Here is an 18,126-nt window from a genome sequence, read left to right as displayed (position 1 = left end):
CGTATTTTGCTTAACCGTTCAGCTTTTCGGCAAGCATCTTATTGACCATCTGCGGGTTTGCTTTGCCCTTCGATGCCTTCATGACCTGCCCGACAAGTGCGCCGATGGCTTTCTTATTGCCGCCCTTATAGTCGTCAACAGCCTTTTGGTTTTTCGCGATGACTTCGTCGACGATACCTTCAATGGCACTCGTGTCCGTAATCTGAACGAGCCCTTTATCCGCAACGATTTTGGCAGGGCTGTCTGGATTCGTCCACATCTCCGCAAAGACTTTTTTTGCGATCTTGCCCGAAATCGTGTCCTTCATGATAAGCAGGATCATTTCGCCGAGACGCGTCGCTTCAACAGGAGATTTCGTGATATCGATGCCATCGGCATTAAGCTTCTTTGCAAGATCCCCCATCATCCAATGCGCCGCAAGTTTCGCATCTGCTCCTGTCGCGATGACGGCGTCGTAATACTCCGCCATAGCACGCGAGCTTGTGATGATGCCCGCATCGTAATCAGATAGCCCATCTTCCTTCTCAAGGCGCGCGCGACGCGCGTCCGGAAGCTCCGGAAGCTCGCTCCGATACTTCTCGATCATCTCTTTGCTCGTCACGAGCGGAGGCAGATCTGGCTCCGGCATATAGCGGTAGTCATTTGCGTTTTCCTTCGTACGCATGGAAAGCGTGATGCCGCGTGCGGGATCGAAGGTACGCGTCTCCTGCACGATATGACCGCCGTCCTCCAAGACTTCTTCCTGACGATCGATCTCGTAATTAATGGCGTCTTCGAGGTTTTTGAACGAATTGATATTCTTCATCTCCGTGCGCGTACCAAGCTCCTTCGTGCCAACGGGGCGCAGGGAAACGTTGATGTCGGCGCGGAGGTTCCCCTCTTCCATGCGGCAGTTTGAGACGTCAATGTATTCCATGATCGTCTTGATCTTTTCCATATAGGCACGCGCTTCTTCTGCCGAGGAAAGATCCGGCTCAGAGACGATTTCGAGAAGCGGCACGCCCGTACGGTTGTAATCGACATTACTCGATGCCGAATCCTTGATCGTCGTGCCCGAATGGACGAGCTTTCCTGCATCCTCCTCCATGTGAATGCGTGTGAGGCGGATGCGCTTCTTCTCGCCGTTTACATCGATGTCGACCCAACCATGCTCGGCAATCGGGAGATCGTACTGCGAAGTCTGCCAATTTTTTGGGAGATCCGGGTAGTAGTAATTCTTGCGATCAAACTTGCTGTACTCGTTGATCGTGCAGTTCGTCGCAAGCCCCGCCTTGATGCCGAACTCGACGACACGGCGGTTGACACAAGGCAAGACGCCAGGCATACCGAGGCAGACGGGGCAAACATGCGTGTTCTGGTCTGCGCCGAATCCCGTCGCACAGCCGCAAAAAATCTTCGTCTTCGTCTTCAGCTCGCAGTGTATTTCAAGTCCAATGACTGCTTCGTACTTCATCAGTCGTTCCCTCCCAGCTTCGCCATCTCGTTTACGCCGCCTTGTGCCTGCTCATAGGTGTACGCCGTGCGAATCAGCGTTGCCTCATCAAGCGGCTTGCCGATGATCTGAAGGCCGATGGGAAGGCCTCCCTCACTTTTGCCGCACGGGATGGAAATGCCTGGAAGGCCGGCGAGATTTAATGGAACGGTGCAGACATCCTGCAAGTACATCTGCAAGGGATCCTCCGCCATCTCGCCGATCCGAAAGGCAGGCGTCGGTGCTGTCGGTGCCATGATGACGTCGACTTTCTGAAACGCCTCAATGTAGTCCTGCTGAATGAGCGTACGAACCTTAAGTGCCTTGAGATAGTAAGCATCGTAATAGCCAGCGGAGAGCGCATAGTTGCCGATGAGAATACGGCGCTTGACTTCTTCGCCAAACTTTTCGTCTCGCGTGTTCGTCATCATCTGCACGAGATCCTCGCCGTCGACACGTTCGCCGTAGCTTACTCCGTCGTAGCGTTCAAGATTCGTCGCAGCCTCGGCGGGAGCGATGATATAGTACGTCGAAATCGCATAATCTGTATGCGGCAATGAAATATCGACGACTTCTGCGCCCATTTCCTCATACTTTTTGATAGCCGCACGAACGACACGCTCGACCTCTGCATCTATTCCCTTGACAAAATACTCTTTCGGCAGGCCAATCCTCAGTCCCTCGACTTTTGCGCGAAGCGACTGTGTGAAGTCGGGAACGTCTGCCTTGCTCGACGTCGAATCCATCGCATCATGCCTTGCGATGACGTTCAGGATATGGGCACAATCCGTCACATCACGTGTGATCGTACCGATCTGATCAAGCGAAGATGCGTAAGCGATAAGACCATAACGTGAGACGCGTCCATATGTCGGCTTCAGACCGACAACACCGCAGAAGGATGCCGGCTGGCGAATTGATCCGCCCGTATCGGAACCGAGCGCCCAAATCGCCGTGCCAGATGCAACCGCTGCTGCACTGCCGCCCGACGAGCCACCAGGAACACGCGCAAGATCCCATGGATTATGCGTTGGATGGTAGGCTGAATGCTCCGTTGAACCGCCCATCGCAAACTCGTCCATATTGAGCTTGCCGAGAATGACGGGACTCTCCTTATAGATTTTCTGCATGACCGTCGCATCGTACGGGGGAACGAAATGCTCTAGGATTTTGGATGCACACGTCGTCCTTATGCCCTTCGTGCAAATATTATCCTTGATCGCGCCGGGAATTCCTTCTAGGAACGCAATCTTCTCTCCCGCCGCAATCTTCTGGTCTACAGTCTCTGCAGCAGCCAATGCCTCGTCGCGCGTGATCGTCAGATACGCTCCGATATCCCTTTCGACCGCGTCGATGCGTGCGAGCAAGTCTTTCGCCAGCTCCACTGCCGTAATTTCTTTCTTTTCGAGCATATTGTGCAGGATATGCGCCGGTTTTTCGTACAGTTTCAACGTCATCCTCCCTTTCCTACTCGCCCAAAACGCGCGGCACTTTGAAATAGCCGTCTTCCTTCAACGGCGCATTCGCGAGAGCAGCCTCGCGGTCGAGTGACGGACGCACCTCGTCTTCGCGGAATACATTCTGCATCGGAAGCGCGTAAGTCGTTGGCTTGACGTTCGTCGTATCAAGCACAGAAAGATTGTCCATGTACGTCAAAATATCATCCATCTGTTTGATGTACATATCTGCCCTGTCCGCTGGCACAGACAGCCGGGAGAGAACGGCAACATTCTCCAAAGTCTCTTTCGTTACTTTCATGCTTTCACCATCCAAACTCTTCTACTCGCAATCAAATCGCAGTTTATTATAACATAGGCAGATCATCTACATCAAAGGGTCAAAGAGCTGGTTTCACCATATCAAACACCCCTCTTGCTGCATGGATCTTCTCCTCGCCGCCAAAGACGCAAAGCGCATTCTCCTGCATACAGGAGTCGACAAGCGGTGCAAGCGCACGAATGTCTTCCTGACGCGTCGCAAGCACCTCATCACGCGTCTTTTGGCGATCATCAAATGTTACGCCGTGCAAATAACAGCCCATCGCTGTCTCTCCTTTCATCTTTGGCGTCATAGGCGCATCGAGGCTACTCATCGTACCGATGATGAACTTGTCCATCTCGCGTTTTGTCGCATCAAATCTGCGCACGTAGTCCCCTGTCGCATTGAATACGTCAATCGTCTGCGTGAGATGGGGATCGCGATATGAACCGAAGAAGAGCATGCCGTTGCGATTGAAGTTCGTAAATGCGCCATACGCGCCGCCTTGAACGCGAATCTTCGTCCAAAAGTAATCGTAGCGCAAAAGTGTCGAGAGCACGAGCATACTGCCGGAATATTCGTACCCAAGACGGATGAAGTTCGCCCCCTTACCGACGTACTGCACGCGGCTTGACGAGGTCAGCCCTTCGCTCTTTGCCGCGAGATCCCACGTGTACATCTGTGCAGGGAACTTCTCTTCCGACAGAGCGGAGAGCAGCTTTTCAAACGGTGCCTCGAACGCATCGTAATCCTTTCCGTCAATCGTAAGCCCAACAAGAAGGTTGTTGCGATTAAACACAAGCGGTAAAAGCTCCGCGAAAATGCGCTGCATCTTCGCATGGTTTTCTGCAAAATTCGCTTGAAAGTCTTTCAGGAAATGGTAGAACGGAAGCTCCCCTGTCGACGAGTATGCGCCAACGCGCGTAAAGTAGCTGCTGATACGCGTCGCGATGATCTGATTGGCAGAGCGCTGAAGACTCAGTTCGATCGATGTTGCCTCCTGTTCAATGCGTTCGCGAATACGCTTCTCATCTGTGAAACGGCTTTTCGTCAAAAGTTCCTCGACAAGCGCAAAGCCCTCAGAAAGTTTTTTTGTCAGTACCTTCATGCGAACGCAGAACTTCGGTGCAAGCGAGTCCGGCTTCCCTTTGCGCGAGAAGCCTGCAAGATCAAAGCGAATGCCGCCCGTCACGAGGTTTTGCTGATTGGCGACATCGGCATAGCCACGAACCTCGGTATCGACCGAGCCGATGAGATCGCTCAGCAAATAAAGGTACAGCAGTTTATCCTGCGGAACAGTCTGCGCATCGAAGAACAGATTGACGTAGGCGATGCCATTCGTTTCTACATTGCTCAGGAGTACTTTTACCGTGTCAATTTCGCGCTCCTCCAGCGGCAAGTCGTATGCTTCCCTGCGGATATCCTTCAGGCTCAAGATAGGGATCGTATTGAGCGCCTCCTCCGAATCCGGTGTCTGTTGACGCGTTTTAAGTGCACGCGTCTCTTCCACGTAGGCAGCGATTTCCGCTTTGCTCATCGCAGCCTTTTTATTCGCTAGGATTTCTGCCTGCCTTGCTTCGCGCCGTACCGCCAGTTCCGCGTCAGGACGCAGAACGACAAGCGTGCGATGCGTGTTGTCGAGCAAATAACGGCGAATGAGTTCTTCAAAATAGCCTGTTTCAAGACCTTCTTTCATCTGCTGCAGTGCGTCCTCATAGTAAAGCGGCGCTTCTGGATCACCATCGTAGAGCCAGCTCTTCATCACGCGAATCGCGTAGACGAGACCGCGCGGCGCAGAGCCAAAGTCTGCCTCGCGTAGACGGAACTCAAACAAATTGATCGACGCTTTCATCAGCGTACGGTCAAGTCCCTTTTCAGCAAGCGTCGCCAGCGTCTTCTCCACCGTTTCGCAGAACGCATCGACGCAGCTTTCCTCCGTATTGTTCACAATGATGCTGAAGAACGGCTGTAAGATGTCATTTTCAAATATCGAATCGACGTCTTTGCCAATCTTTGCACGAAGAAGCGCTTTCCGAAGTGGTGCCGCCTGAGTACGCAAAATGGCATGTTCCAAAATCTCAAGCCCCATCATATCTTTCAGATCGAGCGACTTTCCGACAATCCAGTTCATCGAAAGGAACGTTTTTTCCCTCACACTCTCCTCTGCACCAATCGGATACGAAGACCTGCTGCGCTTCATGACCGCAAATGGCTTTTGCTCCTTAATGTGCGAAGGTACGGGAATCCGATCAAAATGCGAAAGGTATTCCGCATCGAGGTAGGCAAGCTTTTCCTCAATATCGAGATCACCGTACAGGTAAATATAACTGTTGGATGGATGATAGTAACGATCATGGAACGAAGCAAACATCGCTTGCGTGAGATTGGGGATCGCCTCTGGATCGCCGCCCGATTCATAGCCATACGTCGTGTCGGGATAGAGTGACGTCATGATGCGGCTCTCCAAAATATCATCCGGTGAGGAAAGTGCCCCTTTCATCTCATTGTAGACTACGCCGCTGTATGTAAGCGGCGAATCTGCATTTCCTATCTCGTAGTGCCATCCCTCCTGCATAAGGATATGCGGATCGCGTTTCATATTCGGATAAAATACAGCGTCGAGGTAGACGTCCATGAGATTTTGGAAATCCTTATCGTTTCGGCTCGCAACGGGATACATGGTTTTGTCTGGATACGTCATCGCATTCAAGAACGTATTGAGCGAACCCTTGACAAGCTCGACGAATGGTTCTTTGAGCGGGTATTTACGTGAGCCGCAGAGCACCGAGTGTTCGACGATATGTGCAACACCTGTATCATCGATGGGCGGCGTACGAAACGCAATGGAAAATACCTTGTTGTCATCGTCGTTTTCGAGGAAGAAAAGACGTGCGCCGCTCTTCTCGTGCGTAAAGAGGTATGCTGTCGAGTCTGTCTCTCGGATAAACGTCTTACGTTGCAGGGTAAAACCGTGTACTTTCGTATGGATATCCATACTATCCTCCATTCTGTGCGGAATACATTGGCGTATTCCTAAGGAACTATGGCAACTTGCCTAGTGAAAAAAGAAAAAGCTCCCACGAGTCTCGTGAAAGCTCAAGATTCCAAATGGTGCCGAAGGCCGGACTTGAACCGGCACGCTGTTGCCAACGGCAGATTTTGAGTCTGCTGCGTCTGCCAATTCCGCCACTCCGGCATCTGAATATGTCTGCGTTATTGACAAATATAATTTTATCATATTTCATGTTTTTATGTCAATAGCTACAGTAATACGCATTGTATATTTTTGTAGGTTTACAATACATGTGTTACAAAATCGTCATGAAAAGAGGACGCCCCTTGTGGTATGCTTTTAAGCAGCAAAATCAAAAAGCAAAGGCGTGTCCTCTCAGGAACAGAATCGCACAAGAAACACGGAATCCCCTTGTAAAACAAGGCTTTCTACCAGCATTTTGCAATTCGCGCCGAAAACCATTGCAGGCTTGGCAGGTCTTTCAATCCACCTCTATCCATCTTATCCATCTCGATCTAAAACTTCTATACGTTTAATGCTACAAAAATAAGACAGGCTATATAGAAGAACCCGTCTCATTTTATCGCGTCTTGATAGGAATTGAACCCCTATCTTCTCTATAAGGCATAAGGCCGAAGGGCGCCGACTTCTGTCTCGCTGGCTTGTGGTTGGCGTTCAAGCTCAGGGACGTGACCGAAGCCGGCAAGATAGAGCTTTTCGGCTGCCAACCTATCTCCTTCATCTTTATTATACGGAACAATCTACCCAAAAGGAACACTCTTGCATTGTACCATTTTCCAAATATACTTGTAGGATGATACAACTTTACCAATATTCTTAACTCTCCTCATTCCGTTCAAATCGTTCGAGTACGATTTCCGTCCCCGAAGGTGTATCGAAAAGACTGGGAAAGGATGGTATGCCATGCGGTATGTCTTTGAGCAAACACTCAAAAAGCAGGTACGCACCGAGCGCATCATCGAGTGCACGATGCTTCTGCTTTGCCCGCCAGCCGAAATGAAGCAGCAGCGCCTCAAGATTGAACTTCGTCGTATCCTTCGACAAAATACTCTTGGCCAAGCGGACAGTATCGACATACGGCGGGCAGAACTTTCTGCGCTGTCCTGTCTTTTTTGCAATCCGAGCTAAGGCTAGATTGATGCTCAAAATATCATTGTCCCCAACAGCATGACCGAGCACTACGGCATCTTCCCCGACGAACTGCAAAAAGGCTGGTAAAATATCGGGAAGTCGATCTTTTCCTTTGAAATCGTCCTTATCGAGTCCTGTCATCTTACGCACCGTGCGATTGATGAAAGTGCGCGGATGAACGAGCTCATGAAATACGGAAACAGAATCTGCACCTTCCTGCAGGCGAATTGCACCGATCTCGATGATATCATCGGGAAACGTTCCGGAAAGCTCCAAATCAAATGCGACGATAGTCTTTCCTTCAATCGCTGTCAAATGCTCCACGTTGACGACCTGCGCACGAATGGAGCGCTCCATTCGTCGCTTTTGACGGCGCTTCTGCATCGTTTCTCCCCGTTTCAGTGGACGAGTTGTTCGTTTCGGCGCAGTCCCAGTAACCTCTTTTGGGGATTCTTGCAAGAGCATATCTCCAAGCAACGGCTCTGCTCTGACTAAGTTACGAGAACGCATACGCTCCTCTTTTCTCTTGCGGATGCTTCATGACAGACGCTATAAACACCATGCCTACATCCTCTGAAATATACGCACTTGCTTTATGTCCTTTGCTTTCCCGCACCTGCTGAAAAAGCCCATTTCGATAAAACTTTTTATTTCATGGTTGAATAAAATCGCGAGTACAGCGCTCTCCCTCGGCAATCTATCGACTGAGCAAGCGTAAGCTTCGACTTCATGTAGTCATTGGCAGGATAATCCCACCGAATGCCGAGCCATCATCCATAGAGACGACCTATGCCCCAGTATGAATCCTCTGATGGATTCCCCTGTGCAATGCCATCGCTTGTGTACAAAACGATTCTATCTTTTGCTTTTGCGAGATGACGGAGAACTCTTTCGTGTATAGGCTTAGCGCATCCTGCACGCTTTGTACATAAATGGCTTCCATCTTGCTCATCAGTCTTTTCCTATCGCTATAACGAGCCATGCCAGAAAGCTTGATGCCAAGTCCCGATGAAATGACAAAGACGAAGCGAATATCGTGTGCCCGCGCTTCCCTCATAAGCATACCGAAATGCACAAGATGCTCTTCGGGAAACGGCTCACGCCATTTTGCGCGATGACAAGGACCCTCTTTCAGCGCGTAGAGACACGCTTTGAAACCGACATTCTTCTCAAAGAAAAAAGCGTCCATCCACGCTGCATCACTCCAAGACGTGCCATAAAATCCTTTCACAATGCCGCGCAGTGGAATCACAGAAGCTGCACAGCGATCAAGGCATAGACCATTGTGCAGAAAATCAATTCTACGACAACTGCGAGACATTCGTTTTTGCACATGAATCTATCTCCATTCTTATTCCTAATTCTATTTTAGCATAGTATGAACAGATATGATATACTGAAGTGAGAAAATAATTGCTTTTATTTTGAGGAAATTCTATTTATTTTGAGGATATTTCCATGATTTCATCATTTCATGCCATACATCGCACAAAACTGCGGCGAATCGGAATGATTTTGTCCGTACTTGCACTGTTTCTCTTGGTTGCACTCGAAGTCTTGAGCTTTACAGCAGCAGCCCTATTCAATCGTGCCATAAAGCAGCAGGATATGCTGCGTGGAACGATTCGCGTTGAGCGTCTGATCTCAGATATCACAGGACACGTTTACTTCACCAATCTCGAATGGTACGATCAAAATGGTGAGCGAATCCTCTCCATCCCCAGCGGCGATTTTCGTGTGCGCCTCTGGGACGTTATCACGCATCATTACAAATCTACGACGATACAGGAGCTGAACATTTACAATGCCAACATCTCGCTCCATTTCGATGAAGCGATGCGGCTCGACTTTATTCGGCCTTCTCCCGACATGAAAAAAATGCAGGAAGAGGATTGGCAAAAGAAAGTCAGTCTCGAAGGCCTCAGTGAAGAAAAGCGCCGTGCGATCGGTGAAGCAAGACGGCGTATGCAGCAAAATAAAATGACCCGCCGTTGGCAAAACTTCAATGCCACGGGGAAAAAGATCAAATTAAAACTAAATGTACATGATAGCCGATTTGAGATTCTCGCGCAACATCGTCATTATCTCATGAACCATGTGCAGCTCATGTCTTCTATCGACACAACGAAGAAAATGGTTCTCGCTATGACGATCGGAGGATTCGGCGGCATCATGATCGGTGATGGCATTACGCTGAATGGACACGTGGATTTTCATGGGGAAGACGTGCCGACAGCCGACCTATCCGCTGTATTTTACGCAGTTGATCCATCATCGCTAGGCTTCGGCATGAATCTCCATGATAAAATGACGCTCGATGCATATTTCAGTGGACCACTCACGCACCCGCTCGGAACCGGCTCGCTCTCGATGGATGAACTGAGCATCCCAGGGCTCTTTTTCACGAATGTCCGTGGCGATATTTCCTACGACAACGCCATGCTGAATTTCACAAATGTCTCAGCCAATGTCTTTGATGGAATCCTCACCGCGCACGGTGACTACAATCTCGATACACGCTACTATCACATATACGGAACGGGATCGGATCTGAGTGCGGCGAAAGCCTTGCCGGGAAGTGGCCTTTCCTGCCGTGTCGCGATGGATCTTATGGTTGCAAGCGACGGCTCATCCAAGGGCACGCTTACGTCCGGCTCATTCCAATCGAGCGCAGGTCGATACCACATGCTTCCATTTGAACAAATTACGGGAACGTTCCATAATGCCTATCGGGATCTTCGCTTTTATGATGTACGCCTTTCCTTTGCTGGATTTAATGTCGCAACGGATGGACTGCGAATCGAAAACGGAAGGCTCGCATTGAGTCCCATTCATATTACGGATAAGGACGGTTCTCCACTCTACACTTATGTCCATGAGAAAGGAAATACACCTTGACAGATCGATAAAAAGGGATTCTTCTGGTACTCACAGGCGGCTCATTATGGGGAGCATCAGGGGTAGCAGGACAGTACGCCCTGCGAGACGCAGGCTTTTCTGCCGAATAGCTCGTCGTCTCACACATGCTTATCAGCGGCATCGTTCCTTTGGATTGACGCACTTGGAACCGTCTTGATTCTCAGTACAATTTTCATTCTTGCACGGAAATCATCGTCCTAAGACCAGTTTCATTCAAAACTTGAATTCCGAGTTCCTGTGCCTTTTTCAGTTTGCTGCCGGCTTCCTCACCTGCGATGAGATAGTCGGTCTTTTTGCTTACTGCGCTTGCGACACGCCCCCCGTGCGCTTCAATGAGTGCGGCACATTCTCTGCGCCCCATTGTGGGAAGTGTTCCCGTAATGACAAAAGTCTTTCCTTCAAGCACCATATCTCCTGGTGCACGTTTCTTTTCCGCAAAGCGAACGTTTGCGGCACGAAGTTTAGCGATCATATCCTGCGTCTTTTCGTCGGCAAAAAAAGCTACGATTGCTTTTGCGCTGACTTCACCTATATCACGTACGGATCGAATTTCTTCTTCGTCTGCTTCGCGCAATCGATCAATAGAGCCGAAATGACGCATGAGTTCACGCGCGGCACTTCGGCCAATTCCTGCAATGCCGAACCCTGCCAAAAGCTGCTGCGGCTCATTCTCTTTGCTCGCTTCGATCGCAGCGAGCACTTTATCCGTATTCTTCGCCTTGCCGATAAGCCCCTTTTCAATGAGCTCCTCACGTGCATCATGCAGTGCATATAGATCCGCAATCGTCGCGAGCTTCCCATCGGCTATAAGCGCATGGATGGTGCTCTCACCAAGGCCTTTGATATCCATCGCGTCGCGACTGACAAAATTGAGCAGATGGTTTTCGATCTGGGCAGGACAGCTCGGATTTTGGCATCTGATATCTGCCGTATCCGCTTCGCGTACAGCAGGTGCTCCACAGACAGGACAATGCGTGCCGATGGCAAAGGGTTTTGCATCTGCAGGGCGTTTTTCTCTGACGACTTCCTTGATTTTCGGAATGATCTCCCCAGACTTATAAACGCGTATCGTATCGCCAATACGCACATCCATGCTATCGATAAAGTCTTGATTGTGCAGGGTCGCACGTTCTACATTTGTACCGCAAAGGCGAATTGGATCGAATACGGCCGTCGGTGTAATACGCCCCGTACGTCCCACGGAAAGCTCAATTGCTCGAAGGACGGTTTCCTTTTCCTCTGGCGGGTACTTGTAGGCAATCGCCCACCGTGGCACTTTGGAAGTTGCGCCGAGCTTCTCTCGATCATGCAAGTTGTTTAGCTTGACGACTGCACCGTCGATATCATAGGCGAGATTTCCGCGATTTTCACCGATTGCTTCAATCGCCTGCCAAACTTCTTCTGCCGTATGGCAAACCTTATAGTCATGAATGACCTTAATGCCCTGTTTTTTCATAAAAGCGTAGGCGTCGGTATGCGTTCGAAATTTCATACCGCGCACCGACTGCAAATTGAATACAAAAAAAGATAACTTTCGCTCCTTCGTGATACGGCTGTCAAGCTGGCGCAGTGTCCCAGCCGCACAGTTTCGCGGATTTGCAAAAGGACGCAAACCAAGAAATGCTTGCCTCTCATTGACGGCATCGAACACAGCGCGTTCCATATAGACCTCACCGCGAATCTCAAAATAGGCTGGCTTGTCTTTTAGCGTCTTTTGAACATCGCAAATGACCTTCGCATTCTCCGTTACATCTTCCCCTTGCACAATTCCATCGCCGCGCGTAATGGCTCGAACGAGGACGCCGTCCTCATAGCGTAGAGCCATCGAAAGCCCATCGATCTTCTCTTCTACGACGAATTCAGGATGATCGAGTTCTCCTTGCAGTTCTTGCACAAAAGCAAAAATTTCTCCTTTAGAAAACACATCCTGAAGAGAGAGCATCGGCACATCGTGTTTCACGAGTACGCCTGCCGTCCGCTGTGCCGTGCCGCCGACCATCTGCGTTGGCGATGTCTTCGTGATGAGTTCCGGGTACGATTTTTCGATTGCCCTTAGGTGCAACATGAGCTGGTCATACTCGTAGTCGCTGATCTCCGGCGCATCCTCGTTGTAGTAACGATTGTTGTGGTAACGAATCGTTTTGCGGAGCGAAGCGAGTTCCTCCTTAACCTTCTGAATATCCATATCTTCTCCTCTATCGCTCAGACTTTCTCAATCGGTGCGTACTTTTGCATGAGCCCTTTTATCCCTTGCCCCGGGAATGCGATTTTGAGTTCTGCTTCTTCGCCACTTCCCTTGACGGATACGACCGTTCCAATCCCCCATTTCCCATGACGTGCCTTATCACCTGTCTTCCACATGGTGCTCGTATTCGGACGAATGACACCGCTTGCAGGCGGCATACTCTGTACGCGAGCCACCGATCCAGCCATGTGCCTAGCTTGTGCAGTGCGCAGTGACTGCATGGCTTCGTATGCCGACATCGGCTTTCCCACCAATCGCACGCCATCCCCCATCTGATATGCAGTCGCTCGAAATGCATACGAGCCAGTTGAATCATCCATCACTTCAAAATCGGAACGAGATCGCATTTTATCGATGTAATCCATCGGAATCTCCAAAATGAACCGCGACGGCGGATAGGCATTCGTCTTGCCGTAGATCGTTCGTTGTCTCGCACGCGTAAGGTAGAGCTTTTTCTCGGCACGCGTAATTCCGACGTAGCACGTTCTTCGCTCCTCTTCTATCTCCTTCGGCTCAAGAAGTGTCCGCGCATGCGGAAAGAGCCCCTCCTCCATGCCGATCAAGAAAACGACGGGGAACTCCAACCCTTTTGCCGAATGAAGCGTCATGAGCGTCACACGCTCATCTTCCAATTCCGCCGTATCGATATCGGAGACAAGTGCAAGCTGGGAGAGAAACGCTTCGAGACTCGTGTCCTCTTCCGTTTTCTCAAACTCGCGTGCGACGCCGATGAATTCCTTCAAATTCTCAATACGCGACTCATTCTCTGGCTTCTTTTCTGCTTCCAGTTCTTTCCAATAGCCTGTTTCATCCAGCACTTTCTGGATAAGGTCGTCAAGGTGCATGGACGCGTACGTTCCAGCCATTGCAAAGAGAAAAGACGCCAGTGCGATGAGTGTTTTTTTTGCACGCGTCGTGAGCGCCGGTATCGCATCCAACATCTCACGATTTGCCATAACTTCAAAGAAACTGAGCCCTGCATCCGTCGCATATTCTGCGACACGCGCGACAGACGTTGTCCCGAGGCCACGCTTCGGCACATTGATGATACGCATGAGACTGACCGTGTCGAGCGGATTGTAAATGATGCGCAGATAGGCGAGAATATCCTTGATTTCCTTGCGATCATAAAACTTCAGCCCGCCGACCATCGTATACGGAATCCCCATGCGCATAAAGGTCTCCTCGACGACGCGCGACTGTGCATTCGTACGGTAAAGGATCGCGATGTCACCATAGGAGCATTTCCGTTTGTTCTTCTCCTGCTGAATAGCGGACGCGACAAATTGCGCCTCATCGCGCTCATCGTATGACTCGTAAAGCGTAATTTTTTCCCCTGTCGGATTCTCCGTCCAAAGAGCTTTCGGCTTGCGTTCTATGTTGTTCTCGATAACGGCATTTGCCGCTGCGAGAATATTCTTCGTCGAGCGATAGTTTTGCTCGAGCTTAATCGTCCGCGCCTCAGGATAGTCCCGTTCAAAATTCATGATATTGTGAATATCCGCACCGCGCCAACCGTAGATAGACTGATCCGCATCGCCAACGACGCAGAGATTGCGGTGCTTTTCCGCAAGGAGCTTCGTGAGCTCGTACTGTGCCCCGTTCGTATCTTGATACTCGTCGACAAGGATGAATCGGAATCGGTTCTGATACTTCGTGCGCACTTCTTCATTGTCGCGCAAAAGTGCAACGGAGAGCATGAGCAGGTCATCGAAGTCGAGTGCGTTGTTCGTGCGCAGTTTCGCTGCGTAAAGCGCATATACTTCCGCCGCCTTCTCCTCAAAGAAGGTATTCGCATTACGTGCCATCGCCTTATGGCTTTGCATGGCATTCTTCGCTACCGAAACAGCGTTTTGAATACTCGCAGGGCGATACTGCTTATCATCGAGATTGAGCTCTTTAATGCAATCGCGAATGACTGTCTGGCTGTCCGATGTGTCATAAATGACAAAGTTGTGCTTGTACAGCCCCGTTGTTTCGATCTCACACCGCAGGAAGCGTGCGCAGAACGAATGAAACGTACTGAGCCATACGCCCTTTGCTGCTTCACCAATCATGTGTTTTGCACGTTCGCGCATTTCAGCAGCCGCCTTGTTCGTAAAGGTGATAGCGAGGATCTGATACGGCAGGACACCGTGCGCAAGAAGATTGGCGATGCGGCAAGTGAGTACCTTTGTTTTTCCTGACCCTGCACCTGCCATGATGAGAAGCGGCCCTTCGAGGTGCTCGACTGCCTCCCTCTGAGCAGGATTTAACCCCTGAACAATATCCACAATGAAACCTCCTGCATGATGAACGATTTATTTTATAGCAAAGCCCGCCCATTCCCTTGGATACCGTCCTCTCGTTAAACGCATTTCGTTTGAACAAAATAATCGGACAGATGGTGAATGGCCGGGCTGTGAACGTTACTTCGTGATACGCTTGACGGCTTCGGAAAGCGGCGGTATGATCTGCTTTTTACGGCTCATGACGCCGGGCAGATAGACGTGTGTGCCGCTCGCATCTTTCTTGAATGCCTCGCCAATGAGCGTTTTCGGTGAGCCTGCGTAAAGGAGATATGTCGCTTCTTCGAGAATATCCGTGACCATGACAAGACTCATATCAAAGCCTTCCTTCTCACAGATATTCGTCATTGCGGCGATGAGCTCATCCTCAAGATCCATGACTTCCTTCGTGTCCATGACGGAGATCTGGCTGACAATAATGCGATAATCGCCGATCTGGAACTCTTTTAGGTCATTCTTTGCGATTTCCTGCGGCGTCATATCGCCGATACCGGATCCGGCCTTGAGCATATCCATTCCGTACGCCTGCACGTCGACTCCCGCAATTTCCGCAAGGCGTTCCGCCGTTTTCTTGTCGTATGGCGTGCAAGTCGGCGACCTGAAAAGCACTGTATCGGATAAAATTGCGGAGAGCAATAGACCTGCAATCGACGGTGGAATATCGATATCACGATGCCAATGCATATTGGCAATGATCGTCGCTGTGCAGCCAACAGGCTCAGCGTGCGTGTAGATCGGCTCGCTCGTCTGGATCCCACCGAGGCGATGATGGTCAATGATCTCAAGAATCTTCGCTTCCTCGATCCCTTCGACTGCCTGTCCGCGTTCATTGTGGTCGACGAGAATGACACGCTCACGTTCCGGCACCATGAGTTGGTCGCTGCTAACGATTCCGACGAGGCGCCCGTTTTCGAGAACGGGGTAATTGCGATAGTTTGTCTGCTCCATCGTCCCCTTGATATCGGATAGCAAATCAAGCGGCTTGAAGCAGACCGGATCCGCATGCATAATGCGGCGGATCGGCACGCACTGATTGATGAGACGTGCTACCGTATATGTATCATACGGCGTCGAGAGGACGAATACATGGCGTTTCTGTGCCTCCTCGATAATATCAGCAGACACACGCCCGTTCCCTGAAACAATGAGACATGAAATTCCTTGGCGCAAGCAATCAACGAGCGTCTCGTCATGACGATCCCCGATAATGACGATGTCATTTTCTTCTACCGTATTTTGAATCGTCTGAATCGATCCTGCCGCAATGCGGACATTGCCCTTGATCGTATCGCCCTCTTCGCCTGAAACCAAAACGCGGCTATCCGTCGCCGCAATGATGTCACGATAGCGAACGCGCATGTCGGCGAGATTCTGCATGCCGAGTTCCTGGAAATAACGCTTGGCAAGGTCGGAAACCGTTACGATGCCGACAAGAATCCCTTTGCTGTCTGTAACCGGAACGGATTTCAGATCATGCTCGCGCATAACTTCGCCGAGACGACGGAGCGTATCGTGCTGTCTGACGACAATCTTGCAGTCGAGTGTGACATCCTTGACGCGCGGGTAAAGATCGGTCAGCAAGAGCGGCTGCTCGACCTTGAAATACGCAAGTGCGTACTTCGTTTCCGCATTTATTTTGCCTGCACGCGCCGGCACGACATTCTCGCCGAGTGCCTGCTTCAAATGCGCATAGCCGATTGCCGAGCAAATCGAGTCCGTATCGGGATTGCGGTGGCCTATCGTGTAGATCGGTTTTGTGTTCTTCATCGTAATCTTCTTCCTCCTGCCTTACTTCTCTTCCTGTATTTCGCGAATGACGACCTTCTCCTCTGCATCAATGCCGCCAATCTGTACGCTGACCGCTTCGCGCGACGCCGTCGGGACATTCTTGCCGACGAAGTCTGCGCGTATCGGAAGCTCGCGGTGACCTCGATCAACGAGAACCGCGAGCTGTATTTTCTTTGGGCGTCCCATATCGATAAGTGCATCGAGTGCCGCACGGATCGTTCGTCCCGTATAGAGCACATCATCGACGAGTATGATCGTCTTGCCCGTGATGTCGACAGGCAGGTCAGTTGGATGGACGATGGGCTGATACGAAAGCGTCGAAAGATCATCGCGGTAAAGCGTGATGTCGAGGATACCGACAGGAAGCTTCTCTCCTTCAATGCGTGCGATCTCGTCTGCAATTCGCTCAGCGATCGGCACGCCTCGCGTGCGAATGCCGACAAGCAAGACCTTGCCGACGCCTTTATTCCTCTCCACGATCTCATGAGCAATACGCGTGAGCGCACGCCGGATTCCTTCCGCATCCATCAAGACCATCTTATCAACCAGTACCGGCATGAATCTCCCTCCTACTGCTTGCGCGCGCGAAGCGCAAAAAGAATTTTCTGCATATCCGCAGGAAGAGGTGCTTGGAATGTCATTTCCTCTCCTGTTTTTGGATGGACAAGGACAAGCTCACGTGAATGGAGAGCCTGTCCATCAATCGCAAACGGACTCTTGCGGCGCGAGCCGTACTTCGGATCGTTGACGAGCGGATGTCCGATACGCATCATGTGTACGCGAATCTGATGCGTACGTCCCGTTTCAAGCTGACATTCGACATGCGTGTAATTGCCGAAGCGCTCAAGCACGCGGAAGTGCGTAACGGCGGGTTTTCCGCCTTCTCTCACAATCGCCATCTTCTTTCGCTCCGTCGGGTGCCGTCCGATATTCCCCTTGATGATACCCGCTCCCTCACGTATGTTGCCCAAAACGATGGCATCGTATATGCGATGCGCCTTTTTCGTGCGAATCTGATCCGCTAGTGAGAGGTGTGCCGCGTCATTCTTCGCTGCAACCATGACGCCGGACGTGTCCTTATCCAGGCGATGCACAATACCGGGACGAAGCTCGCCGTTGATGCCTGAAAGATCTTTGCAGTGATAAAGAAGTGCGTTGACGAGCGTTCCTTTCGTCACCCCTGTCGCGGGATGGACGACCATGCCGCGCGCCTTGTTTATCACGATGATATCCACATCCTCATAGAGTACGTCAAGCGGAATATCTTCTGCCAGGATCGAAACAGGTTCTGCCTCAGGAATGTGAAGCATGACTTCTTCGTCAAGATGCAATTTATAGTTTGCCTTGCGTACGGTTCCAGAAACAGCCACTTTTCCTGCTGCAATGAGCTTTTGGACGTGCGCACGGGAAAGCGTTTCATGGTGCCGAACCAAGAAAACATCGAGCCGCTCTCCCTCTCGGTCTGCATGAAAAAAAAGTTTCTCTTCCATGA

Annotated in this window: 12 protein-coding genes and 1 tRNA gene; 1 reads left to right on the top strand and 12 read right to left on the bottom strand. The window is 50.6% G+C overall.

Annotation, left to right across the window (positions count from 1 at the left end):
• Positions 1 to 10: 10 nt before the first annotated feature.
• The 7 genes from gatB to HMPREF1985_RS02630 form a co-directional block, all read right to left on the bottom strand.
• Complete coding sequence (gene gatB / locus HMPREF1985_RS02665) at positions 11 to 1,453, bottom strand: Asp-tRNA(Asn)/Glu-tRNA(Gln) amidotransferase subunit GatB (RefSeq protein WP_021770905.1); 1,443 nt, start codon at positions 1,451 to 1,453, stop codon at positions 11 to 13.
• Complete coding sequence (gene gatA, locus HMPREF1985_RS02660) at positions 1,453 to 2,922, bottom strand: Asp-tRNA(Asn)/Glu-tRNA(Gln) amidotransferase subunit GatA (protein ID WP_040636866.1); 1,470 nt, start codon at positions 2,920 to 2,922, stop codon at positions 1,453 to 1,455. The genes gatB and gatA overlap by 1 nt, the downstream gene beginning before the upstream one ends.
• Positions 2,923 to 2,938: 16 nt before the next feature.
• Positions 2,939 to 3,229 (bottom strand): Asp-tRNA(Asn)/Glu-tRNA(Gln) amidotransferase subunit GatC, encoded by a 291-nt coding sequence (gatC, locus tag HMPREF1985_RS02655; protein WP_021770903.1) that lies wholly within the window; start codon positions 3,227 to 3,229, stop codon positions 2,939 to 2,941.
• Between the two features lie 79 nt (positions 3,230 to 3,308).
• Positions 3,309 to 6,224 carry an insulinase family protein gene (locus HMPREF1985_RS02650; RefSeq protein ID WP_040636855.1) on the bottom strand — a complete coding sequence of 972 codons (2,916 nt, stop codon included), beginning with the start codon at positions 6,222 to 6,224 and terminating at the stop codon, positions 3,309 to 3,311.
• A gap of 114 nt (positions 6,225 to 6,338) precedes the next feature.
• Positions 6,339 to 6,425, bottom strand: a tRNA-Leu gene (locus HMPREF1985_RS02645).
• Positions 6,426 to 7,079: 654 nt separating this feature from the next.
• On the bottom strand, positions 7,080 to 7,778 hold the full coding sequence (locus tag HMPREF1985_RS02635) for a 3'-5' exonuclease (protein WP_196805306.1): 699 nt from the start codon (positions 7,776 to 7,778) through the stop codon (positions 7,080 to 7,082).
• 403 nt (positions 7,779 to 8,181) lie between these two features.
• Positions 8,182 to 8,727 (bottom strand): beta-N-acetylglucosaminidase domain-containing protein, encoded by a 546-nt coding sequence (locus HMPREF1985_RS02630; protein WP_155943507.1) that lies wholly within the window; start codon positions 8,725 to 8,727, stop codon positions 8,182 to 8,184.
• Positions 8,728 to 8,903: 176 nt separating this feature from the next.
• On the opposite strand from HMPREF1985_RS02630, the gene HMPREF1985_RS02625 reads away from it, so the two are divergent.
• Positions 8,904 to 10,292, top strand: a complete 1,389-nt coding sequence (locus tag HMPREF1985_RS02625; RefSeq protein ID WP_021770897.1) for a hypothetical protein — start codon at positions 8,904 to 8,906, stop codon at positions 10,290 to 10,292.
• Between the two features lie 193 nt (positions 10,293 to 10,485).
• Here HMPREF1985_RS02625 and ligA read toward each other — a convergent pair whose 3' ends face one another.
• The 5 genes from ligA to HMPREF1985_RS02600 all read right to left on the bottom strand — a co-directional run bounded on the left by ligA (position 10,486) and on the right by HMPREF1985_RS02600 (position 18,124).
• Positions 10,486 to 12,498, bottom strand: a complete 2,013-nt coding sequence (gene ligA, locus HMPREF1985_RS02620; RefSeq protein WP_021770896.1) for an NAD-dependent DNA ligase LigA — start codon at positions 12,496 to 12,498, stop codon at positions 10,486 to 10,488.
• Between the two features lie 17 nt (positions 12,499 to 12,515).
• Positions 12,516 to 14,831 carry a DNA helicase PcrA gene (gene pcrA, locus HMPREF1985_RS02615; protein ID WP_021770895.1) on the bottom strand — a complete coding sequence of 772 codons (2,316 nt, stop codon included), beginning with the start codon at positions 14,829 to 14,831 and terminating at the stop codon, positions 12,516 to 12,518.
• A gap of 135 nt (positions 14,832 to 14,966) precedes the next feature.
• Entirely contained in the window at positions 14,967 to 16,613 is a 1,647-nt protein-coding gene (locus tag HMPREF1985_RS02610; RefSeq protein ID WP_021770894.1) for a putative manganese-dependent inorganic diphosphatase, read from the bottom strand.
• A gap of 21 nt (positions 16,614 to 16,634) precedes the next feature.
• The gene (gene pyrR / locus HMPREF1985_RS02605; RefSeq protein WP_021770893.1) at positions 16,635 to 17,192 is read right to left on the bottom strand and encodes a bifunctional pyr operon transcriptional regulator/uracil phosphoribosyltransferase PyrR; all 558 of its coding nucleotides are present in this window, start codon (positions 17,190 to 17,192) and stop codon (positions 16,635 to 16,637) included.
• A gap of 11 nt (positions 17,193 to 17,203) precedes the next feature.
• Positions 17,204 to 18,124 (bottom strand): RluA family pseudouridine synthase, encoded by a 921-nt coding sequence (locus HMPREF1985_RS02600; protein WP_021770892.1) that lies wholly within the window; start codon positions 18,122 to 18,124, stop codon positions 17,204 to 17,206.
• Between the last annotated feature and the right edge of the window lie 2 nt (positions 18,125 to 18,126).

This window comes from Mitsuokella sp. oral taxon 131 str. W9106, assembly GCF_000469545.1.
In the GTDB taxonomy this organism is placed as follows: Bacteria; Bacillota; Negativicutes; order Selenomonadales; family Selenomonadaceae; genus AWVT01.
This window is presented reverse-complemented; position numbering and strand designations above follow the sequence as displayed.